Origin of the sequence: Collinsella sp. An268, assembly GCF_002159765.1 — a bacterium.
In the GTDB taxonomy this organism is placed as follows: domain Bacteria; phylum Actinomycetota; class Coriobacteriia; order Coriobacteriales; family Coriobacteriaceae; genus Coprousia.
Genome location: NZ_NFJH01000007.1, coordinates 15,234 through 41,462 on the forward strand (window position 1 = coordinate 15,234; position 26,229 = coordinate 41,462).

General features: G+C 67.3%; 18 protein-coding genes and 1 riboswitch. Of the genes, 10 read left to right on the plus strand and 8 right to left on the minus strand.

The features are described 5' to 3' along the window. Nucleotide 1: 1 nt before the first annotated feature. The 3 genes from B5F70_RS06665 to B5F70_RS06675 form a co-directional block, all read right to left on the minus strand. Nucleotides 2-808: an energy-coupling factor transporter transmembrane component T gene (locus tag B5F70_RS06665; RefSeq protein WP_087204798.1), complete on the minus strand. Its 807-nt coding sequence runs from the start codon at nucleotides 806-808 to the stop codon at nucleotides 2-4. Next, nucleotides 792-2,747: an energy-coupling factor transporter ATPase gene (locus B5F70_RS06670; protein ID WP_087204799.1), complete on the minus strand. Its 1,956-nt coding sequence runs from the start codon at nucleotides 2,745-2,747 to the stop codon at nucleotides 792-794. Before B5F70_RS06670 ends, B5F70_RS06665 begins: the two co-directional genes overlap by 17 nt. 88 nt (nucleotides 2,748-2,835) lie before the next feature. Continuing rightward, nucleotides 2,836-3,381: an ECF transporter S component gene (locus B5F70_RS06675; protein WP_087204800.1), complete on the minus strand. Its 546-nt coding sequence runs from the start codon at nucleotides 3,379-3,381 to the stop codon at nucleotides 2,836-2,838. 7 nt (nucleotides 3,382-3,388) lie between these two features. Next, nucleotides 3,389-3,550: riboswitch (FMN riboswitch) on the minus strand. 179 nt (nucleotides 3,551-3,729) lie between these two features. On the opposite strand from B5F70_RS06675, the gene nadA reads away from it, so the two are divergent. The 6 genes from nadA to B5F70_RS06705 all read left to right on the plus strand — a co-directional run bounded on the left by nadA (nucleotide 3,730) and on the right by B5F70_RS06705 (nucleotide 14,349). Further along, entirely contained in the window at nucleotides 3,730-4,692 is a 963-nt protein-coding gene (nadA, locus tag B5F70_RS06680; protein ID WP_087204801.1) for a quinolinate synthase NadA, read from the plus strand. A 2-nt stretch (nucleotides 4,693-4,694) separates the two neighbouring features. Further along, nucleotides 4,695-6,098, plus strand: a complete 1,404-nt coding sequence (locus tag B5F70_RS06685; protein ID WP_241145929.1) for an FAD-binding protein — start codon at nucleotides 4,695-4,697, stop codon at nucleotides 6,096-6,098. A 2-nt stretch (nucleotides 6,099-6,100) separates the two neighbouring features. Next, a complete protein-coding gene (nadC, locus tag B5F70_RS06690) occupies nucleotides 6,101-6,997 on the plus strand; it encodes a carboxylating nicotinate-nucleotide diphosphorylase (protein WP_087204802.1) in 897 nt (298 codons plus the stop codon). Further along, a complete protein-coding gene (locus B5F70_RS06695) occupies nucleotides 6,994-7,542 on the plus strand; it encodes a transcription repressor NadR (RefSeq protein WP_087204803.1) in 549 nt (182 codons plus the stop codon). Before nadC ends, B5F70_RS06695 begins: the two co-directional genes overlap by 4 nt. A gap of 108 nt (nucleotides 7,543-7,650) precedes the next feature. After that, complete coding sequence (gene murB / locus B5F70_RS06700) at nucleotides 7,651-8,610, plus strand: UDP-N-acetylmuramate dehydrogenase (protein WP_087204804.1); 960 nt, start codon at nucleotides 7,651-7,653, stop codon at nucleotides 8,608-8,610. 222 nt (nucleotides 8,611-8,832) lie between these two features. Beyond that, on the plus strand, nucleotides 8,833-14,349 hold the full coding sequence (locus tag B5F70_RS06705) for a leucine-rich repeat domain-containing protein (protein WP_158094955.1): 5,517 nt from the start codon (nucleotides 8,833-8,835) through the stop codon (nucleotides 14,347-14,349). 9 nt (nucleotides 14,350-14,358) lie between these two features. On the opposite strand, the gene B5F70_RS06710 is transcribed toward B5F70_RS06705, so the two are convergent. Together B5F70_RS06710 and B5F70_RS06715 are read right to left on the minus strand one after the other, a co-directional pair. Further along, a complete protein-coding gene (locus B5F70_RS06710) occupies nucleotides 14,359-15,492 on the minus strand; it encodes an FAD:protein FMN transferase (RefSeq protein ID WP_087204806.1) in 1,134 nt (377 codons plus the stop codon). Continuing rightward, nucleotides 15,485-16,012: a Gx transporter family protein gene (locus B5F70_RS06715; protein WP_087204886.1), complete on the minus strand. Its 528-nt coding sequence runs from the start codon at nucleotides 16,010-16,012 to the stop codon at nucleotides 15,485-15,487. The genes B5F70_RS06710 and B5F70_RS06715 overlap by 8 nt, the downstream gene beginning before the upstream one ends. A 157-nt stretch (nucleotides 16,013-16,169) precedes the next feature. On the opposite strand from B5F70_RS06715, the gene hisG reads away from it, so the two are divergent. Both hisG and B5F70_RS06725 read left to right on the plus strand, forming a co-directional pair. Beyond that, nucleotides 16,170-17,858: an ATP phosphoribosyltransferase gene (hisG, locus tag B5F70_RS06720; RefSeq protein WP_087204807.1), complete on the plus strand. Its 1,689-nt coding sequence runs from the start codon at nucleotides 16,170-16,172 to the stop codon at nucleotides 17,856-17,858. Nucleotides 17,859-17,975: 117 nt separating this feature from the next. Then, a complete protein-coding gene (locus tag B5F70_RS06725) occupies nucleotides 17,976-18,233 on the plus strand; it encodes an HPr family phosphocarrier protein (protein WP_087204808.1) in 258 nt (85 codons plus the stop codon). 58 nt (nucleotides 18,234-18,291) lie between these two features. On the opposite strand, the gene B5F70_RS06730 is transcribed toward B5F70_RS06725, so the two are convergent. Further along, entirely contained in the window at nucleotides 18,292-20,523 is a 2,232-nt protein-coding gene (locus B5F70_RS06730) for a TIR domain-containing protein (protein ID WP_143753936.1), read from the minus strand. Nucleotides 20,524-20,531: 8 nt separating this feature from the next. Further along, entirely contained in the window at nucleotides 20,532-22,892 is a 2,361-nt protein-coding gene (locus B5F70_RS06735) for a hypothetical protein (RefSeq protein WP_087204810.1), read from the minus strand. A 212-nt stretch (nucleotides 22,893-23,104) separates the two neighbouring features. Between B5F70_RS06735 and B5F70_RS06740 the strand changes: the two genes are divergently transcribed. After that, nucleotides 23,105-23,794: a YitT family protein gene (locus B5F70_RS06740; RefSeq protein WP_087204811.1), complete on the plus strand. Its 690-nt coding sequence runs from the start codon at nucleotides 23,105-23,107 to the stop codon at nucleotides 23,792-23,794. An 83-nt stretch (nucleotides 23,795-23,877) separates the two neighbouring features. Here the strand turns inward: B5F70_RS06740 and B5F70_RS06745 are convergent, their stop codons facing one another. Continuing rightward, the gene (locus B5F70_RS06745) at nucleotides 23,878-24,594 is read right to left on the minus strand and encodes a GntR family transcriptional regulator (RefSeq protein WP_087204812.1); all 717 of its coding nucleotides are present in this window, start codon (nucleotides 24,592-24,594) and stop codon (nucleotides 23,878-23,880) included. A gap of 171 nt (nucleotides 24,595-24,765) precedes the next feature. On the opposite strand from B5F70_RS06745, the gene B5F70_RS06750 reads away from it, so the two are divergent. Next, a complete protein-coding gene (locus tag B5F70_RS06750; protein ID WP_087204813.1) occupies nucleotides 24,766-26,172 on the plus strand; it encodes a glycoside hydrolase family 1 protein in 1,407 nt (468 codons plus the stop codon). The last annotated feature ends 57 nt before the right edge of the window (nucleotides 26,173-26,229 follow it).

Genomic DNA, 26,229 nt, shown 5'->3' on the forward strand with positions numbered 1-26,229 from the left:
GCTACGCGAGCAGCGAGAGAGCGACGAGCGCTGCGAGATACAGCGCGACCCCGAAGGCAAACGGCAGGTCGCGCCGGGCAACGAGCTTGAGTTCGTGATAGTGCGTGCGGCCCGCGCCGCCGGTGTAGCAGCGCGCCTCCATGGCGCGCCCGAGATTCTCCGCGTGGCGCAGGGCGCTGGCGAAAAGCGGTACGAGCAAGGGAACGCACGCGCGTGCGTACGCGATGGCGCCCTTGCCCTCAAGATCGGCTCCGCGCGCCGTTTGGGCCGCAACGATGTTTCTCGTCTCTTGCGAGAGCGTCGGCACGAAGCGCAGCGCGATCGAAAGAATGAGCGTGACCTGGCTCACGGGGACGCCCCACCGCTCGAGCGGAGCGAGAAGTTTTTCGGCGGCGTCGGTCAGCGCGACCGGCTGGGTGGTGAGCATCAGAAGCGATCCCGCGAGCAGCAGCAAGAAGAAGCGGAGCGTGTAGAGGAGCGCTGCCTCGATGCCGCCGGTGAAGATGCGGATGGGCCCGAGGCTCGCGGCAAGGTCGCCCGTCTGCACAAAGAACAGGTTGATAACCGAGGTGACCACTAAAAAGAGCGCGATGGGCTTGATCTGCGAGAGCAGGCGCCCCGCAGGCACATGGGCCAAGGCGATGCACGCGCCGACTGCCACTGCGGCCAGGGCGAGTGTCGCCGCGCTCGACACAAAAAAGCAACTCACCATGAAGACGACGGTGGCAGTGAGCTTGATGCGCGGGTCGAGGCGGTGGATGACGGAGTCTGCCGAGTAATATTGCCCGATGCTAACGCGCAGCGCCATGCGACACCTCCTCAGCAGACGATGCCTCCGCCGTGTGAGGGCGAACGAGCCCGCCAATCTCTGCGACGAGCTGGGAGCGGGTGAGCGGCTCGTGGGGGAGGGGTGCGCCTGCCTGCCCGAGGCGCCGGGCGAACGCGAGCGCGGCGGGAAGCCCCGGTGCGGGACTGTGCGGCGGGCAAAAGACGTCGCGGGGGCTGCCCAGCGCCGCCACGCGCCCGCGCGCCAGCACGATAACGCGATCGGCGAGCTCGGCCACGTCGTCCATGCTGTGCGTGACCATAAGGATGGTCACGCCGTCGGCGCGAAGCCGCCGGATGAGCGCATGCATGCGGCTGCGGCCCTGGGGATCGAGCCCCGCCATCGGTTCGTCGAGGATGAGGATGGGCGTGCGCAGGGCAAGGACGCCGGCAAGGGCGACGCTGCGCTGCTGTCCGCCCGAAAGGGCGAAGGGGGAGCGTCGCAGCATCTCGGGCGTCGCGGAAAGCCCGACGAGCGCGAGCGCCTCTTCCACGCGCCCGCGCACCTCCTTTTCGGTGAGGCCGAGGTTGCGGGGGCCAAAGGCGATGTCGTCAAAAACGGTCTCGGCAAAGAGCTGGCGGTCGGGGAGCTGCGACACGTAGCCAACCTGCGCCCGCAGCTCGCGCCGTCGAGAGAGGTCGTCGGTAGCGATGCCCATGAGCTCGACGCTTCCTGTGCGGGGGAGCTTGAGCGCGCAGGCGAGCTCAACGGTGGTGGACTTTCCGGCGCCCGTGCATCCCACGAGCGCGGTGAGGCTCCCGCGCGGAACGTCAAAGGCAAGGCCTTCGACGGCGAGGGGCGCACCGGCGCGCCCGCGTCGGCCAAGGCCCCGCCGGAGCAGATGCCGTTTGCGGGCAGAGCGCTCATCCACATACGAGAACGACACGTCGCGGAAGACTATGGCGGGCGCCTGCGCGGACGGCGCCGTGCGGTCGGGCACGTGCGAGCCGGCGGGTTTCCCCGGCAGGCTGACGGCGTGGCTGCCGATGCGCTCGGCAAGCTCCTGCGCGAGCGTCGCCGCGTCCGTCTCGCGCGGCAGGGGGCCGAGCGCGGGCAGGTTGCGCTCGAGCGTCCAGGCGAGCTCCTCGGCAAAGGGCAGCTCGAGGCCGAGGCGATGCACCGTCTCGCGATGCTGAAAGACCTCTGCCGGTGTGCCGTCGAGGGCGATGCGGCCCTGTTCGAGTACGATCACGCGACCGGCGGCGAGGGCGTCGTCCATAAAGTGCGTCACGTGGACGATGGTGATGCCGCGCGCGTTCAGCCTGCGCACGATGTCCCGGATTGCCCGTCTGCCGGCGTCGTCGAGCATCGCGGCCGGTTCGTCGAGCAGCAGCACCTCGGGCTCCATGGCGAGCGCGCCGGCGATGGCGACCCGTTGCTGCTGGCCGCCCGAGAGGTCGGCCGGGTCCGCCTGGGCGTGCTCGGACATGTCGACCGCCGTGAGCGCCGCATCGACGCGCGCGGCGATTTGAGCCGACGGCACCCCCAGGTTCTCGGGGCCAAAGGCAACGTCGTCGGCGACGATGCTCGTGACCATCTGGTCCTCGGGATGCTGAAAGACCATGGCTGCGCGCCGTCGGATGGCAGCGGCGGATGCCGGGTCGCCCGCGTTGAGGCCAAAGACCTCGACCGATCCCTCGGACGCACAGATCAAGCCGTTGATGAGCTGGACGAGCGTCGACTTTCCGGATCCGTTTGCCCCGAGGATGCAGACGTGCTCGCCCGCGTTGATGGCAAGCGAGACGCCGGCGAGCGCTTCGGGCGCGTCGGGATCGGCTGCGGCGTCGAGTGCGGCGTCGGCGGCGGCCGAGGGCGCGCTTCCGGCCCTCTCGCCCGCCGTGCCGTACCGCACGTGCACATCACGCAGGACGATCTGCCCTATCGTCGCGTCGCTCGCTTCCACCTGCCTGCCTCTCGTCATCGTGCTGTGCGTATCCCCTTGCGGGTGCGCCCCGCTATCGGGCTCCTCGTACGGGAAGAACCCCGCCCTGCCGGTACGCGCGTCGGCGCTACGCCCGCTTGCTCGTAAGCGGTGCGCCCAGCGCATTCAGCGCGGGGGCGATGAGCACCTGGCCGGCGACCACATTGATAACCATCTTAAGCGTGTTGAAGGGGATGAGGATGGGCATGATCATCGCCACCACATCCATCATGGAGACGGCGGTGTAGAGCGGCGTCACAAAGAGGTTGAGCACGCAGGCGACCGCGATGGAGAGCACGGCGCCGGCGATCATGCCCGCAAGGCTCGCCGCACGGGTGCGGTGCGTGCGGAAGATGAGCGCCGCGGGAATGATGAGCGCGCAGGTCGAGACCATGCCCATGGGTGCGCCAAACGGGTCGAGGAACACGCGCGGCAGCCACGAGATGATGGCGACGGCCGCCCCCATCTTGGGGCCGAAGGCGAGCGCCGCGATGAGGCAGACGATGCCCGACGGGTCGTACATGAGCCACGGGGCGGCAGGGAAGATGGGAATCTGGATAAAGCTCAAGGCGAGCGATGCCGCCGTGAAGAGTGCCGCAAGGGCGATTTTCTTGGTGTCGATAGAGCTGTGCATAAGGAAGCCTCCGTTTCTTCCATCCGGACTGTACCGTCGGCCCCGGACTCTCACCGGGTCAGCCGCTCGCGCGGGTCGCGGGCTTCTGGCGCGCTTGCGACGGAAATCTCGTCCCGCCGCTCCGCCAGTTACCGCCGGTAGGGAATTTCACCCAACCCTGAAACTGTGCAGCGCCACTATACCCCTTTTTCGCGCCGAGATACAACCGCGCGCCGGCACGCACGCCCGCTTGTGGGGCTCAGGGCTGGATTCCGCGAACATATGAAGCTGTCTTGTCAGGTGTCTTGTCAGCTTGCGGCAACCGTGCCATACTTGCCCGCGATCAACCGTTGTCATTCAGGGGGACGTATGGAGTACCGACAGCCGTCATCGCGCTCCGCCGCGCCGGGCGCCGATGCGCTCGCCGTGCAGGTGCGCCGTCTCGCCGCCGCGCGCGACGCCGTAATCCTTGCGCACTACTACGCGCCGGCCGAGGTCCAGGCCGTGGCCGATTATGTGGGAGACTCGTTTTACCTGGCAAAGCTCGCCGTGGAGCTGCCGCAGCAGGCGGTGGTGCTTGCGGGCGTCGCCTTCATGGGTGAGAGCGTCAAGCTGCTGAACCCCGCAAAGACGGTGCTCATGCCCGAACCCGCCGCCGACTGCCCCATGGCCCATATGGTGCGCCCCGAGACCATTGCGCGGGCGCGGGAGCGGTGGGGGAGCGACCTCGCCGTGGCGTGCTACGTGAACTCGACCGTGGCTGCCAAGGCGGCGAGCGATGTGTGCGTGACCTCCTCCAACGCCGTCAAGATCGTGCGGGAGCTCCCGCAGCGCCACGTGCTGTTCATCCCCGACCGCAACCTCGGACGCTATGTGGCCGAGCAGGTCCCGGAGAAGGACATCATCCTGAACGACGGCTGCTGCCCGCGCCATGAGGCGGTGGCGCTTGCCGAGGTGCGCGCGCTCAAGGCGGGGCATCCCGCGGCGCCGGTCCTCGCGCATCCCGAGTGCACCGCCGAGGTGCTTGCCGAGGCGGACTATATCGGTTCGACGGCGGGTATCATCGGCTATGCCGAGCAGAGCCCGGCCGAGGAGCTCATCGTACTTACCGTGCGAGGCGTGGGCTATGAGCTCGCCCGGCGTTGCCCCACCAAGCGCTTCATCTTCCCTCCTACGCCGCTTACCTGCGCCGATATGGATTCGGTGACGCTCGAGAAGGTCGCTCGCTGCCTCGAGACGGGCGCGGGCGAGGTCGTGCTGGACGCGGCGTCGCCTGAGGCGGTTGCCGCCCAGCGCGCGCTCGACCGCATGCTCGAGTTGGCGGGGCGGTAGCGGTGGCAGGCGTGCGCGCGGAGGAGACGGCCTGCGACGTGCTCATCGCCGGCTGCGGCGTGGCGGGGCTCTATGCCGCGCTCAACCTGCCCGCAACCTATCGAGTGGTCCTGCTCTCCAAGGGAGCGGTGGACGAGTGCGACTCCATGCTCGCCCAAGGAGGCATCTGCGTGCTTCCCGAGGCGGGCGATTACCAGGCGTTCTTCGACGATACCCTGCGCGCTGGGCATGGCGAGAACCGCCGCGAGAGCGTGGACATCATGATTCGCTCGAGCCGTGCGGTCATCAACGACCTCGTGGCGCTCGGCGTCGATTTTGAGCGCGAGCGCGACGGCTCGCTCGCCTTCACGCGCGAGGGCGCGCACTCCCGACCGCGCATCTGCTACCGTGCCGACATCACCGGCCGCGAGATCACGACCAAGCTCCTCGCCCAGGTGCGCCGCTTGCCCAACGTGGAGATCTGGGAGCACGTGGCGCTCATCGACGTCATCGAGGAGCGCGACGCCACTACGGGCGTGCGCCGCTGCACGGGGGCTCTGGTGCGCCGCGTGAACGAGGAGGAGTCCACGCAGACGGTCGAGGAGCTGCGCGTCGCCCCGCCGTGTTCTGCGGCGGCAGGTAGCGCCGGGCCGACGGGGGAGGTGCGCGCCATCCGGGCGCGGGCGACCATCCTCGCCTGCGGTGGCATCGGCGGCGTGTACGCGCACTCGACCAACTACCCACAGCTCACGGGCGATGCGTGCGTCATCGCGCACGAGCACGGCATCGCGCTCGAGAACCCCGATTACGTGCAGATTCACCCCACGGGCCTCTACTCGACCAAACCCGGGCGGACGTTCCTCATCTCGGAGAGCTGCCGTGGCGAGGGCGCGGTCCTGCTCAACCGGCAGGGCGAGCGCTTCTGCGACGAGCTGCAGCCGCGCGACGTGGTGGCCGCGGCGATCCGCGAGCAGATGCGCGCCGACGGCACCGACCACGAATGGCTGTCATTCGCGCCGGTCGAGCCAGAGGTCGTGCGCACGCATTTTGCAAACATCCGGGCGCACTGCCAGGACGAGGAGGGCATCGACATCTTGGAGCGGCCCGTGCCCGTGGTCCCCACGCAGCATTACTTTATGGGCGGCATCCATGTTGACCGCGACTCGGCAACGTCGCTCGCCGGGCTCTTTGCGGCGGGCGAGACGAGCTGCAACGGCGTGCACGGTGCCAACCGGCTGGCGAGCAACAGCCTGCTCGAGTCGCTCGTGTTCGCCCGGCGCGCGGCGGCGCGCATCGCCACGGGCGCATCGCTTGCGGTTGAGGAGATCGGAGAGCCCGCGCTCGACGGGCGCCACCGCTCGACGGGCGTTGCCGGAGCCGCAATCGATATACTGTGCGGAGCGGACGGAACAGTGCGAAAGGACTGACGATGGACCCTATCTATATGCGCCTTCACGGTGACGAGGTGCTGTTGCGCGCCCTGCGCGAGGATATCACCTACGAGGACGTGAGCACGGACGCCGTCTGCCCGACGGCGCGGCCCGCGTGTGTGGATCTGATCGCCAAGGCGCCGGGGGTCATTGCGGGGCTTGCCGTGTTCGAGCGCGTCTTCGCGCTGCTCGACCCGGCGACGCGCGTGGAGGCGCGGGTGGCAGACGGCGATGAGGTCGTGCCGGGCGAGCTTCTGGCGACGGTGCGCGGCGACGCCCGGGTGCTGCTCTCCGGCGAGCGGGTGGCCCTCAACTTCCTGCAGCGCATGAGCGGCATCGCCACCTACACGCGCCGCATGGCCGCGGCGCTCGAGGGAACGCGCACCCGCTTGGTGGACACGCGCAAGACGACGCCGGGGCTCCGCGCCTTCGAGCGAGCGGCGGTGGCCGCAGGCGGCGGGCACAACCACCGCTACAACCTCTCGACCGCGGTGATGCTCAAGGACAACCATATCGACGCCGCGGGCGGCGTGGCCGAGGCGGTGGCGGCCGCCCGGGAGCGCGCCCCCTTCACCTGTACCGTCGAGGTCGAGTGCGAGAATCTCGAGATGGTGCGCGAGGCGGTCGAGGCGGGCGCCGATATCATCATGTTCGATAACATGACGCACGACGAGATGGCGCGCGCCATCGCGCTCATCGACGGCCGCGCGCGCACCGAGTGCTCCGGCAACGTGGACGCCGGGAGCATCCGCGCCCTTGCCGACCTCGGGGTCGACTACATCTCGTCCGGCGCCCTCACGCATTCCGCACCCATCCTCGACATCTCGCTCAAGCACCTGCGCCTGCTCGACGAGGCGTCTGCCGATGCAAACCCGCTCTCGGAGGACGCGCGATGAGCGCCGGGTCGGGGCGGGGGCGCCGCGAGCGCATCGTCGAGCTGCTGCGCGCCTCCGAGCTCCCGCTCTCGGGCGGGGCGCTCGCGCGCGAGGTGGGCGTGAGCCGCCAGGTGGTGGTGCAGGATATCGCGCTTTTGCGTGCGGACGGTCGCGATATCGTCGCCACGAGTCGCGGGTACGTGCTCCGTGAGGGCAGCGCGCCCGCCGTGCCCACGCGGCTCGTCAAGGTCCACCACACCCCCGAGCAGCTCGGCGATGAACTCACCTGCATCGTCGACTTGGGCGGAACGGTGCTGAACGTCATGGTGAACCACCGCGTGTACGGCATGATCTCGGCCGACCTCAACGTGCGCACGCGCCGGGATGTGGAGCGCTACCTCGAGGGGATCCGTTCGGGCAAGAGTTGTCCGCTCATGACGGTGACCTCGGGATATCACTTTCACCGGATTATGGCGGACACCGAGGAGGCCCTCGATGAGATCGAGGCCGCCCTCGCCGCGCGCGGCTACCTTGCCGAGGTCTTTCCCTACGAGTTGGAGATGTGACGGAGCGGCGCCGTCTGCGCCGCGCTGCCCCGCTGGGGTAGAATCGGGGGCGGCTGCCGTCCACTGTCGGGCGGCGATTCCGTGACGCAGCGACCCGAAGGGGTATCCATGCACGATTACGATAGCTTCAACGAGGACGTCATCTGCACGCTCGCCATGGCGGTAGGCGAGGACAACGTGGCGCTCGTCGAGCCCATGAGCCGGCACACCACGTTCAAGATCGGCGGTCCGGCCGATGTGCTGGTAACGCCCGAGACCCCCGAGGCGCTCGTCAAAGCGCTCGATACCTGCGCGATCGCCGGGGTGCCGGTGACCGTGGTGGGCAACGGGAGCGACCTTTTGGTGGGTGACCGCGGCATCCGCGGTGTGGTGGTGCTTCTGCGCGAGAACTTCTCCGGCATCTCGGTCGAGGGCACGCGTGTGACTGCCGAGGCGGGCGCGCTGCTGCGCGACGTGGCGCTCGCGGCGGCCGATGCGGGGCTCTCGGGTCTGGAGCCACTCTGGGGCATCCCTGCCACCGTGGGCGGCGCGTGCTTCATGAACGCGGGCGCCTACGACGCCTGCACGGCCGACGTGCTGGAATCGGTGACGGTTTACGTGCCGGGCGGTCCCGACGAGGGCGGTGCGCGCCTGCGTGGGACGGTCCGCACCCTCGGGCGTGACGAGCTGGGCATGGGGTACCGCAAGAGCCGCGTGGCGAGCGAGGGGCTCGTCGTCATCTCTGCCACCTTTGCGCTCGCGCCCGGCAACAGCGCCATGATTCGGGCGGACATGGACAGCTACCAGCGCCGTCGCGAGGAGAAACAGCCGCTCGAGCTGCCGAGCGCCGGCTCCACCTTCAAGCGGCCGCAGGGTTATTTTGCCGGCAAGCTCATCATGGACGCCGGTCTCGCCGGTGCGCGCGTGGGCGCCGCCGAGGTCTCGACCAAGCACTGCGGCTTTGTGGTCAACGCGGGAGGTGCCACCGCCGCCGACGTTCGCGGGCTCATCGCCCACGTGCAGGATACGGTGCGCGAGAAGTTTGGCGTGGAGCTCGAGCCCGAGGTGCGGATGATCGGCGAGTTTTAGCGCTCGGTGTCGTCGCGTGGCGTGCTGTGTGACGCCCCACGCCCCGTCTCCGTTTCTGCGGTTTGACGCGTCTCGCGCTCCATCGCTTGCAACCTGTCACAAACGATCCGTTCGATGTCATAAACAGTAACCTCCCCTCCCCTGGTCGCGGATACCCCGCCGATACAATGGATGGGTATCGTGACCAGCCATATCTCTGTGGCTGGCTGGGAAGGGGATACCATGAACCGAACCGGGTTGATCCGTGCGGCGCTCGCCGTGCTTCTGATGGGGGTCGCGGTGTGCGCACCGGCGGCCGTGTGGGCCGCGCAGCAGGCAGACGGCCAAGCGAGCTTGCAGGAAAGCGCTGCTCGGACCGACGCGCAAGAGGGCGCCACCCAAGCAGGGGAGCAAGACTCGAGCGCGGCGGTCCTGCAGGATGACCAGTCGTCCGACTTCGTGATTGACGAGAACGGCGTGCTCACCGCGTACGTGGGCCCGGGCGGCGACGTGGTCATTCCCGATGGTGTGACCAAGATTGAAAGCTGGGCGTTTCAAGATCAGACCAGTGTTACCTCGGTGGTCATTCCCGATTCCGTGAAGGAAATTGGGCTTGGGGCGTTCTCGGGCTGTTCTTCGATATCGAGCGTTGACCTAGGGCATGGTGTTGAGTACCTTGGCACGGCCGCGTTTGAAAACCTGAACGTGCAAAAGTTGGTCATTCCCTCGTCAATTACGAAAGGCGGGGGCGTCGGTGGCTTTTTGGGCGCTACGATCGATACGGTCATCTTTGAAGAGGGGACAGAGGTCATCCCTCACTTCATGTTTGGTAATGGTAGTTCCATCGGGAATGTTGTCATCCCTGACGGCGTGACCAAGATCGGGTATGACGCATTTAGTTATGTTGCCGGACTAGAGGAGATTGCTCTCCCGGATTCCGTTACCATCATCGAGCATAATGCCTTTGCGCATATGCCCGACCTGCGCTCCGTCCACATCTCAGCAGGTCTTGGTTTGGATGAGGCGTCGGTAGCAAACCCCTTTGAGGGTAGTTTCGGCATCGAGTCCGTTACGTTTGGTGGGGGTATCGCATCGCTTCCCGATACACTCTTCGATGGTGCGGGTATTACTGAGCTGCATATTCCCGATACCGTTACTTCCATCGGCTCTCAGGTCTTCACGTGTTCGAATGACGACGAGACAGGAGCGGGCATCGGAGATCTGTACCTTCCCGCATCTGTTGCGCTCATTGATGAGTCGAACACACTCGACGGCGTGACGGTCCACTGTGTGAAAAACTCGGTTGCCTGCCAGTTTGCCGAGCCGCGGGGATACACGTGTGTTCATGATATGACGCACGAGCATGAGTATGGGGACTGGACGACGGTCAAGGAGCCTACGTGCACCGAGCCTGGTGCGCAGCAGCGCGTTTGCTGGTGTGAGGCGATCGACGAGCGCGCCTACCCCGAGGCACTCGGGCATGACTTCTCGGGCGAGGTCGTGGTCGACACCGAGCCGACCTGCACGGAGCCCGGATTGGGGCATAGGGTGTGCACGCGTTGCCAGGTGGCGTCTGCCGCCGAGGAGATCGCGCCTCTCGGCCATGCCTACGCCGATGAGTGGACCGTCGACACCGAGCCCACCTGCACCACGCCCGGCGAGCGTTCGCACCATTGCGAGCGCTGCGGAGACCGCGCCGATGTGGAGGCCGTGGATGCGCTTGGCCACGACTACGGCGACTATGTGATCGACACCGCGCCCACCTGCACCGAGCCCGGCGAGCGCTCTCGCTACTGCAGTCGCTGCAACGACCGCACCGATGTGGAGACGGTCGACGCGCTCGGTCACAGCTACGGCGACTGGATCGTCGACACGCCGGCAACCTACTTTGCCGCCGGCGCGCACCACCGCGTCTGCGACCGTTGCGCTGTGCGCGAGGACGGCGTGATCGCCCAGCTCGAGCCTGACTTTGAGGCGCATCCCGACTACACCTTCGCCACCTTCCGGGTGGTTAACGCTCAGACGCTCGAGCCGCTCACGGGCGCGACCATCACCCTCACGCCCACGAGCGGCTCGGCCGAGTCCCAAGAGCTCACAACCGAGGACCTCGGCCGCGCGGCCCTCTTTGCCCCGGCGGGGACGTATGACATCACGGTCGAGTACAGTCAGTTCCAGGTGCGCGGGTTTACGTACACCTTTGCGGTGGGCGAGGTCGAGGTGCCCGACATCGGCCTTTCGCCTGAGGCGCTCGTCCAGGGTGAGCTCACCGGTCGCGAGATGACGCGAGAGGAGATCGAGGCGGCGGGCATCGACACCTCCGACCCCGACAACAACCACGTCTACCAATATGGTGGGGCAATCCGCTTCAATCAGGGTATCGAGGGCATCGACCTCGGGTTTGATACCTACGTCTACAAAAACGAGAAAGGCGAGACCGTCGGTGCCGTCTTTGACGGCGAGCGCGTCGAGCAGGACGAGGACGGCAACGATAGGCCCATGACCATCACCGTGAGCGACCCGGAGGAAGAGGCGCCCACCAAGGTCACCCGTATCAACGAGTACCTCTATCTCGTGACGCAGGGCGAGGTCAAGTGGCTGAAGGAGATGTTCCACGTCCAGCTCATTGTGGTCAACATGTCCAACACCGACACACTTGCCGGTTGCACCGCCGCGCTTAACCTGCCGAGCGGTCTTACGCTCGCCAGCCTGACCACAGGTGAGCAGAGGGCGGAGCAGGAGGTCGGCACCGTCGGCCACCTCGAGACCAAGACGGTCGACTGGTACGTGCGCGGCGACAGCGCGGGCGACTTTACGCTCGAGGCCTCGCTCACGGGTATGTTCCAAGAGCTCGGTGCGCCCTTTGCCTATACCTTCCGCAGCGCCGAGCCGCTGCACGTCTATGCCGGCAGCGACATGCGGCTCACCATTCACCTGTCGGACGCGGCCTACTACAACGAGCCCTACACCGTGCTCTACGAGCTCAAGAACGTCTCGGACCGCACTATCTACAATGTCTCGCACAGGATCAAAGAGCTCTCGCAGTTTGAGGGGCAGTACACGCACCTCACGAGCGACGAGGCGGTTGAGGACGCGCAAGACTGGACCGAACTCACCACCGAGGAGCTCGGGAAAGGTGCAACGATAGAGGCTGACGAACTCAAGCCCGGCGAGCGGCTGATGGTCGCGCTCACCACCAACGTCATCTGGAAGTCGTCCATGGTGCAGGCGGGTGAGAACGCCGAGATCACGCACAAGATCATGGTGGCGATCGGCGCCAACAAGGGCCTTGGGGCGGGCATCGATACGATGCTGCAGATCATGGCCAACATAGACATCCGCTATTACCTGGAAGATACTGTGATCTCCACGCTCGAGGGCTCGACGGCGGAGATTCCCACCGACTTTGAGATTGATCATCACGCAGGGCCGTCGCTCACGGACGTGGCGGTCAGCACCGCGATCGAGCAGGTGTGGGACAAGGGGTCGAGCTTTGGACTCAAGTACCTGATGGGCGGCATGTACGACACCCTTTCGTGGGTCAAGCGGACCTACAAGGGCATCACGAGCATCTTTAGCGTCGAGACGGCCGAGGAGAGCCAGCGCTGCATAGCGTGGGTCGAGACGCAGGAGGGCTCCAACGTGATCCAGGTGAGCATCGACGGCCTCGAGCCCGACGAGAACGGGCGCTACACCTTTACGGGTGATACCGAGATTTCGGTCGATGCGCTCAACACCGGCACGGCCTACCTCATGGTGCAGGACGAGGACGGCAATGTGACGGCGCAACGGTTTGAAGTGGCGGAGACCTTCCCCGGGCAGGAGCACATCTTAAGCTCCATCCAGGACCCCGTGGGCCTGAACGACCTGCTGATGCCGTCGGGCAGCGTCTTTACCGAGGACTACTACGAGCTCCTCGACGAGATGGGCTGGGAACTCTTCTACGGTGACCGGGAGCTCAAGGACGGCGACGTGATTCCCACCGGGGCGGTGCTACGCGACCCGGTGAGCGGGGCCGAGGTAAACATCTTTGTACCGGGCGATGTGACCGAGGACGGCGCGGTCGACGTGGCCGACGCGGCGGCGATGGCGGCGGCGCAAGCAGGCGGCGGCGTGTCGCGCGCGCGGGTGGCGGCGACGGCCGGGGCGGCGCGGGATGCCGGCGATGGCCTCGATGCCATGCAGCAGCTCGCGGGCGATCTGAACGGCGACGACCTCGTTGACTACCAAGATGCGCTCGAGCTTATGGCGTACCTGACCAACGGGGGCATCAACACGCGTCTGACTGATGCCGAGGCATCTGCCGGCGGCGATGAGGGCACAGTGCTTACGGCGACGCGCGTCGAGGACGCGGAGGGACGGCCCATGGTGGCGCTCGACCTGTCCGGTCTTCTTGAGGGCGCGACGGCCGTGCAGGTAGACCTGCTCGATCCCGCGGCTGCGGGGCTCGAGGGACTTACCGTGGAGCTCGCAGGGACCGGGGACGCCGATTTCTCTGGTGCCGCGGTGAGCGACGCGGGCGACTACGTCCGTGCGATCGCTGCGGATGCGGACGGTGCGCTCGAAACGTCGGGTGCGGTGCTGCGCCTCTCGTGCGATGCGGTGCCGGAGGCCGGCTCGGTAACGCTGCCTGCGCGGGTGGTTGTGCAGACGGCGTCGGGCGCAACGGTCGCTGCGGTGCGCGCGGTGACGCTCGACTTTACCGAGCCGGAGCCCGAGCCGGTGCCGGGTGAGACGACGCTTGCGGTCGACCTCCCGGCCGAAGGCTTCACTTATACGGGTGAGCCGCTCGACCTGTCCGGGCGAGTGACGGCCGCGTATGGGGACGAGGATGCTACAGCGAAGGTCATGTGGTCGTGGCGCACAGCCGATGCGGCCGATGATGCGGCGTGGCAGGCGGGCCTTCCGAGCGACGCGGGCGCGTACGAGCTCCGGGCCGAGCTGCCGGCGCGTCCGGCTGAGGACGGCGTGTACTTCGATGGGACCTCATGGGAGGGCGAGACCGTGATTGCGGCCGCGCCCACGGAGGCGCCCGAAGGTGTCACCGGCATTGCGGAGTCCGTGGTCGGGTCGGGCGGTACGCTCAGCGATTTGCCCGCGGGCGCCGAGTGGCGGCTCAAGGGTACGGATACCTGGACGGCCGCGACCGGCGATGCCGTTTCGGTGGCGCCCGGCGTGTACGAAGTGCGCCTCGCGGCGTCGGCCGATGGAAACCATGCGGCGTCCGCGATCGTCGAGGTGCGCGTGGCGTCCTTTGCAGACGAGCACGGCAGCATCACCTTCCCCACGGGCTCGACCGAGGACGATGCCGGTCTCGTAGTGCTTCCCGCAGAGGGCGGCGCGGTGGTGTTCCCCGACGGCTCGTCGGTCACCCTGCCCGGGGACTCGCGGGTGGATAGCGAGAACCAGCTTGCCGAGCTGCCCGGGGGCGCGACCGTGGCGCCCGATGGCAACGGGAGCTTTACGGTGACGCGGCCGGACGGTACCGAGGAGACGGTTTCGAGTGGCGCAGAGCTTGCCGAAGACGGATCGGTGGTACAGACGGGCGAGCCGGATCCGGATGAGCCCACCGTGCCCGGTGGCTCGACGGAAGACGGGGACGGCAGCCAGACCGGTGGCGACGGCGGCCAGACAGGGGGCAATCAGGCCGGCGGCACCGCGCAGGGTATGCCCGCCACGGGCGATCCCGCCTTTGCGTGGTGCGCTGCGAGCGCGCTCGGTGGCGTCGCCGTACTCGTCGCGGCGCGGCGCCGGCGGCGGTAACGCGCCGGTCTACGCTTCGAAGTCCGTCAGCGCGTCCCAGCGCGCGCTCTCACGGACGGTGCCGTCGGTAAGGATGAAGTACGCCGCCGTGTCATCATAGGCGTCCGCGACCTCGGCGCCGCGGACGCTGCCGTCCACAAAGAGCGTGGTGGAGAGAGCGTCTGCCTGCGTGGACGAGGGCGATACCACGGTCACGCTCGCGGTGTCGGTAGCGACGGGCATGCCCGTTGCGGGGTCGAGGATATGCCAGTAGGTGACTCCGTCGAGCTCGAAGGTGCGCTCGTAGAGGCCGCTCGTCACAAGCGAGACCGCCTCGCCTGCACCCACCGACAACCGCGCCGTTCCCACGGTGGCCGTGCCGCCGGGGTCATTAGGGTCGCGCACGCCAACGCTCCAGGCCGTGCCGTCCGGCTTCTCGCCCCAGCAGACGATGTTGCCGCCGAGCGAGATGATGGCGGCCGTGGCGTCGGTCTCGGCGCGCAGGGTCTCCACCAGTTTGTCGGCGATAAACCCCTTGGCGATGCCGCCGAGGTCGAGCGCTGCCGCGGGGTCGGCGAGGGTGATGGTGGGAGCGGTGGGGTCGGTGGTATCGACCGTCACGCCGCGCCAGTCGACGTGGGCGAGTGCCGCCGCGACCTCTTCGTCGGTGGGGCGGACGCCCTCCTCAAAATCCCAGAGGCGCGAGACGGCGCCAATGGTGATATCAAAGCGTCCGTCTGCCTCGGCGCAGAAGGTGAGCGCCCGTTCGACGACCTCGGCCGTTGCGGGATCCACCTGCGTGGGCGCGCCGCCGGCGGCGTTGACGCGCGCGATATCGCTCTCGGCGTCGTACAGGTCGAATAGCCCGTCATAGCGCGCGCACTCCCGGGCGAGGAGGGCGGGCGCGGCGTCGTCGCCGTAGATGGAGAACGTGCAATAGGTGTCGAAGGCAAAGGTAGAGCTCGTCGCGGGTTCAGATGCGGCGTCGCCTTGCCCCGCAGCGCCCGATCCTTCGGTCTTCTCGCGCACGCAACCGGCGACGAGCGGCGCGCCGGCGAGGAGGGCGAGCGCCGCCCCCAGGGCCCCGGCGCGCGCCGCAAAGGCTCGGCGCGTGCAGGTAGCGGCGGTGCGAAGGGACACAGGGGTCTCAGGCTGATTAGGCATGGCGGTTCTCCTCGGGTACGGCGCGCAGGATAGCGTGCACGAGCAGGCCCACGGCGGCTCCGCAGATAAGGCCTGCCACGGCCAGAACCGGCGCGTTGACGAGGGCGACATGGGGCGAGAGCACGAGTGCGACCGCAAGCAGCTGACCGGCATTGTGCGCTATGCCGCCGAGAATCGAGGTAGCGAGGACGGAAAAGAGGCCGCTGCGCCACGCAAGCGACATAACGGCCCAAGAGACCACGCCGCCCGCGAGGCTGAAGACGAACATCTGCGGGTTGGCGAAGAGAATCGTCGAGCAGAGCACCTTGGCGAGCATGAGGAGGCCGGCGGGGCGCGCCCCCAAGCGCACGAGGGCAAAGAGCACCACGGTGTTGCCGAGGCCGAGCTTCACGCCCGCCACGGTGACGGGAAGCGGCACGAGCACCTCCACGTAACCGGCAACGAGCGCAAGCGCGGTGAGAGCGCCCATGAGCGCGGCGCGCCGAGCAGGGGAGGTGGGTATGGTTTCGCGTTTCGTCATGCGCACCAGTATACCTATGTCCAGCGTGTTACCGGAAGGGATATGGTTTCCGCATAGGGCACTCCAGTATGCTAAAGTATCGCGAACGATTGTCGCTTGTCCGTGCGGGGCATGCCGAATCTCTTCCCGCACGGTGCCTGACGAGGAGGCCCTGGTAATGTCAGCTACGCCGAGGGGATTTCGCGATATCCTGCCCGAGGAGGCGCTGGTGCGCGAGGATATCGCCGATACCGTACGCCGCGTATTGCGCAAGGCGGGTTACCTGCCGGTCGAAACGCCGCTTCTGGAGGACCGTGCGGCGCTCGAAGGGCGGGGCCGCGCCGCAGAGACGCCATTTCAGCTGTTTGATGACGATGGGCGCCTCATGGTGGTGCGCCCCGACAACACGCGCTCGGTCGCGCGTCTCGTGACGGCGCGCCTGCGCGAGGCCGCCTTGCCGCTGCGTTTGCGCTACGAGGCGCCCGTGGTGCGAGGGCGGGTGCGCTTGGCGGGCGGCGCGCGCCAGTTCACCCAGCTCGGCTTCGAGCTCATCGGCGCCGGGGGGGCGGTGGGCGATGCCGAGGCCGTGCGGCTCGTCCTCACCGCTCTCCAGGCGCTCGACATTTCCGACGTGCGCCTGGTGTGCGGGAGCGTGCGCCCCTTTACGGCCTTGCTGGCGCACGCCAACGATGCGGAGCTCGCCCGTGACGCGCTCGCCCTCGTGCACGCCAACAACTTGGTCGACCTGGACGAGCGCGTGGCCGAGGCGGGGCTTGCACCGGAGCTTGCGCGGGCCATCTCGCAGGTGCCGCGCTTGGCGGGCGGCGTCGAGGTGCTCGACGAGGTCGACGCCCTGAGTGCGGCGGCGGGCGCAGGCACGGGGTCCACAGACGAGCTGCGCGCGCTTCTGGACGAGCTCGCACGGACGGGGGTAGACGCTGCGCCCCTCACGTTCGACTTTTCCGTCATGAGCTCGTTTGCGTATTACACGGGTCTTGTGCTCGAGGTCTATGCGGCGGGGCTTGCCGACCCCGTGGGGTCGGGAGGTCGGTACGACGCCACGTTCGAGGGTGCGTTTGCAGCCGCGCCGCACGTGCCCGCCGCTGGCTTCGCCTTCTCGCTCGAGCAACTGGCGGCGGCGCGCGCCGCGTCGCGGAGACGCTGCTCGGCATCGGGCGGTGCCTGCGACGAGGACCCCTTGCGCATAGCGGTGCCCAAGGGGTCGCTGTTTGCGGACACGCTTGCGGCTCTTGAGGCGGCGGGGCTCTCGGTGGACGAGCTGCGCGATCCGGGCAGGCGCCTTATCGTGCGCGGCGCCGACTGCGCGCCGGGAGCGCCCGGCGGGCACGTGGGGCCGGTGGAGTATGTGATCGTGCGCGCCTCCGATGCACCCGCCTTTGTAGCCTGCGGAGGCGCCGCCTGCGGTCTGTGCGGACGCGACTCGCTCATCGAGGCGGGTCTCGACCAGCTCGAGCTGCTCGATATGGGCTACGGTGCCTGCCGGTTCATCGAGGCGGAGAGCGCCGACCGTGCCGGCGAGGCAGAGCGCGCCTACGCGCAGCGGGGGAGTCTCCGCGTCGCCACCAAGTACCCCCGCATCGCCGCGGCGTGGTACGAGGGGCGCGGCATCACGGCGGATATCATCGCCTTGCACGGCAATATCGAGCTCGGTCCCATCGTGGGGCTCTCGGATCGCATTGTCGACATCACGGCTACGGGGACGACGCTCAGGGAGAACAACCTGGTCGTGACGGGCGAGGTCATGGCCTGCACGGCGCGCTTCTTCGCCAATCCGGGTCCCGCCCGGCTCGATCCGCGCGTGCGTGCGCTCGCCGCGCGCCTGTCGGCCGTCGCGGCGGCGCGCTAACGGTCGGCGCGCCCGCGCCGCCATCGTCTTTCGCTGGGCGCGTCGGCGGTACGCTGGGCGCGTTACAATAGACGTATTGTCAAGAAGAGCGCAGGCACGAGGCGGAGGGTTTCACCTATGATCACCATATCGCATGTCATCCTATCGCCGCAGGGCCTGCATGCGCGGCCCATCGCGCAGCTCTGCCGCTGCGCGCTCGACCACGCGAGCGCCATCGCCGTGGCGACGCGCGGCAATGAGGCGGATGCCCGCGATATGGTCGCCCTCATGGGGCTCGATGCGCGCGCGGGCGACGAGCTCATCATCACGGTGGAGGGACCGGACGAGGAACCGTGCGCTGCGGCCGTCCGTGAGCTCTGCGCGACCGCGCTCTGAGGCGCTGCGCCTGCACCTGCGGCCCTCTTACGGACCCATCGCCGGTCTCCCTATGGTCTTATCTCAGCCCGAGCGCGCGAGCGGTATCGAGCCGCTGCTGCAGTCGCTCGTGCAACGTGGCGATATCAAAAGCGCCCTCGTCGACGGTGACGCGTGCAATGGTGCCGTCGCGCATGGCTGCGATCACTGCCGAGCCATCCGGGCTGAACGCCAGCGCCCGCACCTCACTTGCCTGCTCGCGCACCGTCGAGCCGGGACAGAGGTCGCTCTCGCGCAGGAACGCCACCGTGCCGTCGGAAAACCCAGCGGCAAAGACCGAGCCATCGGGCGAGACGGCGAGTGCCCGGGCCTGCTGTGCCTGCGTAGGTGTCCAGAACGCAAGGTAGCCTGTCGTGAGTCGCCACGATCCATCGACATTCGTCAACGCAAGCGAGCCGTTCTCCGCAAAGCCATCGCCCACGCTCACGGCATGCGTGGCACCCACGGCGAGCGCCCGCGGTGAGGCCCCCGGCGTCGGAGAGGTGCTCGAAATCCCGTCGATGCCGACCGCCTCGGTCTTTGCCGGTACGATCGAGCCGGGTTCCACCACCGAGAGTCCGCCACCGCCCAAGCTGCCGATAAACACGCGGCCCTCCACGTCAACGGCGAGCGCGGAAACAGAAACGCCCTCGATACGCCGCTCCTCCTCTCCGCTGGCGAGATCGAGCACCACGGTCTGCGCCCCATCGCTCAGCGCCATGATCCCCGCCTCAGGGGAGGTGGCGACGTAGAGTGGTGCAAGGTCCTCCGGCACCGCAACGGGCTGTGCCGTGTGCGCGGTAAGATCTACCAGGCAGAGCAGCGGTGCTCCCTCAGTATCGGCACCCACTACGTAGACCTCGTTTGCCGAGATGCCCGGTGCGATGTCTGTTGCCAGCGTCAGGGTATCCACCAGGCACGTCTCGGTACCGAGCAGCTCGCCCGTCGTTGCATCCACTACGGCAAGCGAGCCATCGCGCGCAAGGAAGACCGCCTGCGCGCCGCCCACGGCGGACACCCCGTCCATGAACCAGAGCCCCGTGTGTGCGGTCACCGTCGTGCGGGGATGCGGCTCCCACACCGCCGCAGAACCGTCGGGCGCGCGCATAGCGAGACGCTCGCCGTCTGCGCTCCATGCGAGCACGCAGCCTTTTGAAGTCGGTGCCCCCGTGAGTTCTGTGAAGCACGTGCCGAGCTTGGGGTCGAAGAGCTCTACACCGCGCGCGGTCACCACCGCAAGCGTGCGCCCGTCGGGTGAGGCGACTATGTCATCGCACGGTGCGTCGAGCGCGACCGTCACCGCGGGGGCTGCGGAGACGGCGCCGGCGGCATCCGTCCGCCTCACGTAAAGGTTTCTCCTGTTGGGGGAGCTCGTGGCGTACCAGCCCGCGCCGCTCGCCTCGGCACGCCCCGCCTCGGGGAAGGCGAACGCCTCCGCATCCACGGTCGCCCCGCTCGCGGTGGGTGCCCCACCTCCCGCCATGTAAGCCACCGGCACGCACCGCTCGAGCGCCTGCTGGGCGTCGACGAGTGTCGTGTATCCGTCCGACGATGCGTCTTCGGCAAGCGCCGCCTCGGCACCGGCGTAGGGGCTAGCGGCAAGTGCGGCCTCAAACGTCGCGCGCTGCGCAAGCAGTGCGCCGTTGGCCCGATCGGCTTCGTCGACGCGCGCCGTCTGATAGGCGCCGAGCGTCACGAACGCCCCGCTTGTGATGACGCCCACCGCAAGCGTGGCAAGCGCTAAGCGCACGATCCGCCGCCAACGCCGCGACTGGCGCACAAAGTCCTCCGCCAACTCCGTCACCGTGTCCGCGCGGGATGTCAGAGGTACAAAACGGCGCAGGTTCTGGCGACGGGCAAGGTCGCGCACCCGCCGTCCGCCCTCCGCCCATTGCGCAGCTTGTACCTCAAGGTCGGCCACCACGTCGCCCTCCGGCGGGCGCGCGGCAAACCGACCGGCTACAAAAGCGGCTGCCGCTTCGAGATCGAGCGCCTCGTCGTGCGCTGAGAGCGTCACGATGGGCCGGTGGTAGTAGCGCGCCTGGTCGGCCTCGCTTCGGCACGGTCCGGAGGCAAACCAATCCTCCGACTGAAAGAGCACGACCATGGCCGCCCCGCGAATCGCCGCCGTCACGCGGGAATCCCACGCGGTGCCAAAACGCAGTTGCTCGGTGTCGCGCCAGACCTCAATGCTGCGTGCCTCGAGAAGCGCTTGCAGGCGGGTGACCACCTCGGCTTGACGGCGCGGGTACGAGATAAAGAGATACGCCATGGTGACCCCTACCGTTCCGCCGGCGCCGCGGTTGCGCACATCATTCCCAATTGCTGGCGAACGTCTTTGGGAAACGTCTGCCACTGTGCGAGCGGCCAACGCTTGGGCTGTCGCGCGCGCAGCAGCGAGACGAGGCCCTCCATGCTCGTACAGCCGCTGTTAGACCAGGGATGCCACCAGCGACCGGCGGCCTCCACTATAAGTCGCGCGCCGTCGCTGGAGAACCCCACCTGCTCCACGCCATCCGCCGTCGGCACCTGCCAAGCGCGGCACAGGTACGCCTGTCCGTTTGACGCGAGGTCGAACACAAGCACGTGTCCCGTGTCAAAACCGAGGGCGACCGCACCTCCATACGGAGCTATGCACACACTGGTTGCCGTGCCGAGGTCGCCGTACGGAGCAAGTGGTATATCGAGCGTTGTGGGCTGGGTGGCTGACACGGGGGAATCTCCCTCGACTGCCTCCGGGGCCGCGTCAGATGCGCTTCCAGACGCACCCAAGGCAAATTCTGGTTGCGCGATGCGCAGCGTCTCGGCGTCCGCGAGCTCCGCTGTTGCGCTTTCTGCCGCATAGGTGGTTTTCGCCGAGGTGACGCCAGAGACCGTGGCGATGTCGGGTGCAATCGGCAGGAGCGACCAGATGCTCGTAACAAAGCCGTTTCCGCAGGCCACGACGCCGGTGTCCGAGATGGAAAGATAGCAGACGCCCGCCAGGTCGCGCGCGATGGTCTCGAGTACCGTGCCCGTGGCGAGGTCGACCACCTGCACGCCGTCTTGCTCGGTGGCCACCACCAGCACGTTGCCGTCCGACGCGAGGGCAGACGGCGCGTCGCGCGTGGTGAATCCCACGGGCTCGAGCGCGCTGGCGGCAGAGAGGCGCGAGACGGTACCGTTCGAACATACGAGCGCCTCGCCTGCGGGTAGGATGGTTCCCGTGAGTATCTCGGCAGCGGGAAGCGGCGCCTGCGCGACGACTTCGCCCATGGTAAGGTCGATGAGCTGCACCGTTTCCCCGGCGGCGGTTTCTTCGGCCGTTGTCGCGGTGCCCGCCGCTTCCGCTGAGGTCGCACGGAGCGCCCGAAGGCCCGCCGCGGCGCGGGTGAGCGCCAAGACGTCCGTCCCGGCGAGGTCGATCTCGCGCGCTCGCGCGCCATTTTCGTATACCGCAATCGCGCTTGCGGTTTGTACGGCGATCTGGCTGCCGTCCTCGCTGCACGCTATGGCGACGCTATCGGTGCACGCCGTGTCAAGCGCTGTGCGCTCCCCGGTTTTAAGGTCGATCATGGCCACGCCATCGGCATCGGCCACCACGGCGGCTGCGCCGTCGGCCGTCACGTCGAAGACGAACGCGTCTGAGGACGACACACGGATAGTACTGACGGGTTCGAACGCGAGGATGTTCCACTGTTGGAGCGTCCCGCCATCCGCGCGCACCCAATACTGCGCCCCCGTTTGCGCAAAGACGCCCTCGCCCTGCCAGCCGCCGGCGTTGAAGTCTTCCGTTCCCAAGATGCCCATCGCCCACGGGCGCTCAAGCCCCGCGGTGAGGGCGTGCACCTGCTCTGGCTCGACCCCGCCCGCATCCCTCATGGCGCAATACGTTTGGAAGGAAAAGAACGCTGGATCAGTCTCGAGACGCATGCTGTAGGCCGACTGCGCGGATTGAACCGCATGCTCGACGTGCGCTGCTACGACGCCGCGCACGATGACGACCGTCGCGACCGCCGCTGCAATCGCCGCGACGAGCACGAGGCTGTGCCGGCGGGTGCGCTTCCGCTGCCGCCGCGCAAACGTGTGGGAGGCATGCGCGTACCGGACCATGGCGTCGGACGGGCGCTGAAAGGAGTCGTCGCGCATCTCGTCGATGAGGGCACAGGCTTGCTTTGCCTGGTTGACGCTTTGCATGAGAAAGCTGTCGTCGCGCCCGCAGGTTTCCCAGCGCGCCGTACGGGCGGCGAGGTCGTCGTAGGCGGGGTAGAGCCAGACGTGCGAATGGAAGATCTCCTGCCAGATGCTCGGATGGTTCCGAGCGTCCGCCCAGTGCCGCTCGCGGATAGGGGAGCCGGGTGCACCGCACCGCTCCGGGGTAATGCCGTCGAGCCGGACGGGAATGGTCGCCGGCATGTGCTCGGCGAGGGCGTTGGCACGTTCGAGAAAACCGGGCGCGGCGGCAGCCTCCTCGGAGAGGAGCACCACGCAGAGCGTGATGTCACACGGGGTGTCGCAAGGCTGGTTAGAAGTCGGGGCGAGGTTCTCGCGTCGCACCTCGTACCCCGCACGACGCGCCGCGACGGCAGCCGTCGCAGCGGCTTCCTCGTCCGCATCGCACGCACAGAGCAACACACCATGCTCCCGCAGACGGGCATCCATAGGCTCCCCCAACCCTCGTGGCCGTTGCGACCATCATAGCGCACCGCCGTACGGAGAGCTCGGGTCCGTCGCCGTGGGGAAGGCGCGTCCGCTGAGAGCGCCTCGCTCCCTTTGGTGGGGCGGGGGCACTGGCTTGACAACCTGCGCTTCTCAAGATAGTCTGAATACGGACTAAAATACCGTTCTCGTATCCCCTCAGGAGGATTGATACCATGCCGGCGGAGCGCGTATCTCGCCCGCAGGTGGCGCCGCATGCCGTGCGTCACGCCCTTTCTAGCCTTTACACCCGCGCCCTCACGCGACGCAATCTGCGCCGCGTGGCCATGATCGCGCTGGGGGCGGCCATCCTCACCTTCGGCATCCACAACGTCCATCAGGTCACGGGCATCACCGAGGGCGGTATCATCGGCGGCATGCTCCTCATCAACCACTGGTTCGGCATCCCGTCATCGGCGGCGACGTTTGCGCTCGATGCCCTCTGCTACGTGCTTGCCCTGCGCTACCTGGGCTGGCGCTTTCTCGTGTGGTCGGCCGTCGCCACGTCGTGCACGTCGCTGTGCTACACCCTTTGGGATCAGCTGCCGCACCTGTTGCCCGACCTTGCGGCGCATCCGCTGGCGGCAGCGCTGGTGGGCGGCTGCTTTGTCGGCATCGGCTGCGGCCTCATCGTCCGGCAGGGCGGCTCGTCGGGTGGCGATGACGCCCTCGCCCTCGTTATCTCGCAGACAACGGGTATGCGCCTTTCCCGCTGCTATCTGGCAACGGACCTGTCGGTGCTCGCTCTGTCGCTCACGTATATCCCCGCTGGCAAGATCGCCTGCTCGCTCGTCACGGTTACGCTCTCGTCCCTGCTGATCGATCGTGTGGTGACGGCGGGCCGCGCCGACGGCGACGCAGCGTAGGAGCGCGGCCTGTCACGCGTGCGGCGCGCGAGCGGTCGTATGGGCGGCTGCGTGCCGCGATATGCGCTGCGGGCGCGCCGCCGCTATGCCAGCACGATGTTGTGCAGGGTATAGCGCTCGCCTACGTTGTGCGAGATGGAGTACTCAAAGGGCTCGCCGTTATCGAGATACCCTACCTGCTCAAATTCCAAGAGGGGCGCCCCTGCTGCCACGTCGAGGCGCTCGGCCTCCTCGGGCGTGGCTGCCACGGCGCGCACGGCGCGGTTGAAGTTGGCGATCTTGAGCCCCAGGTCTTCGCGGATGTAGCGGTAGATGGAGCCCTCCACATGCGAGCGCTTGAGGCCGGGGATGACATCGATGGGCATGTAGGTGTACTCGATGCAGATGGGCACATCGTCAAGGCGGCGCACACGGCAGTCGTAATACGCAAAGGCGTCGGGGGCGATGTCGAGGCACTGGGCGATCTCTGCCGTGGGGTTGACCACGCAGAAGTCGTAGACATCCGAGGTGACCGGGGCGCCCTCGTGCTCCTCGGTAAAGCCGCTCGCGCGGTCTGAGCGGGCAAATTGCAGGGCGTCGCGTTTGATGGCGCTCGCGTTTTTCACATAGGTGCCCGATCCGCGCCGGCTGCTCACCAGGCCCAATTCAGTTAAGAGGTCGATGGCGCGGCGCACGGTGATCTTGCTCACGCCGTAAAGGCTGCACAGCTCGACCACGGTGGGGAGCTTGTCGTTGGGGGCCAGCGTGCCATCCTCGATGCTTTGCTGCAGGTCACGCGCAATGGATTCGAATTTGAGCATGGCACCACCTTTCCTAGGGTCGACAAGGGACATGATGAGCCTATGCCCATGTTGCCGGTTTTTGCAAAGTGCGAGACAAAAAATAAGAAACACGCTTCACAGTGAGAAGTATAGCGCTATATTTTGAAACCGACGCGAGACCGAACGCGATCCTAGATGAAAGGGGGAGGCATGGCGCAGTACGAGCTCCCGCAGAATTTCTTCTTTGGCGCGGCGATGTCCGGCCCGCAGACCGAGGGCGGCTGGAACACCGGCGGCAAGCTTGAGAACCTGTGGGACACCTGGTCTAACGAGGACATCTCCTCGTTCTACAACCGCGTGGGCAGCTACGTGGGCAACGATTTCATGCATCACTACAAGGAGGACCTGGCCCTGCTGAAGGACCTCGGTCTCGACAGCTACCGCACCTCGATCCAGTGGAGCCGCCTGATTGACCAGGACGGCAACATCAACCCCGAGGGCGCCGCTTGGTACCACGAGCTCTTCCGCGCCTCCCGCGAGGCCGGCCTCGAGGTCTTCGTCAATCTGTATCACTTCGATATGCCCACCTACCTCTTCCGCCGCGGCGGCTGGCAGAACCGTGAGGTCTGCGAGGCGTACGCCAACTACGCCGCGAAGGCGTTTGAGGAGTTTGGGCAGGAGATCCGGTACTGGTTCACGTTTAACGAGCCCATCGTCGAGCCCGAGCAGCGCTACTGGCACGGCGTGTGGTATCCCAGGCACCACAACTTCCAGGAGGCCTGCGAGGTCCAGTACAACATCTCCATCGCGCACGCACTCGCCGTTAGTCGCTACCGCGAGCTTTACCGTGCCGGCAAGATCCGCGAGGACGCCCGCATCGGCATGATCTGCAACTTCAGCCCGAGCTACACCAAAGACGACCCCTCCGAGGCGGACCTCGAGGCGCTTCGCATGAACGACGGCCTCACCAACCGCTGGTGGCTCGACCTCGTGACGCGCGGCAAGCTTCCCGCAGACGTCATCAAGACGCTCGTCGACGACCTCGGCATCGTGCTGCCGCAGCGCCCCTATGACGAGGCAGTGCTCGCTGGCGGCGTGGTGGACTGGATCGGCTGCAACTACTACCAGCCGAGCCGCGTGCAGGCGCCCTCGAAGACGCATGACGAGTGGGGCAACCCGCTTTTTGCCGAGCCCTATATCTGGCCCGAGCGCGTTATGAACGAGAGCCGCGGCTGGGAGATCTATCCCAAGGGCATCTACGACTTTGGCATGAAGTGCAAAAACGAGTATCCCGAGCTCGAATGGTTCGTGTCGGAGAACGGCATCGGCATCGAGCGCGAGTACCTCAACAAGGACCCCGAGACCCAGCAGGTGATGGACGACTACCGCATCGACTTCGTGCGCGACCACCTCACCTGGGTCGCCCGCGCCATCGCCGACGGCGCCCGCTGCGTGGGCTATCACTACTGGGGCCTCATCGACAACTGGAGCTGGGCCAACGCCTTCAAGAACCGCTACGGCTTTGTGGAGGTCGACCTCATGGAGAACTATGAGCGCCGGCCCAAGAAGTCCGCGACGTGGCTCAAGCAGGTCGCCGAGACGCACGTGGTCGCGTAGGCCCGCGCCGGCAAGAGACCGAGCCCATAGGGGCACATCGGCCGCGGGGGAGGGGGA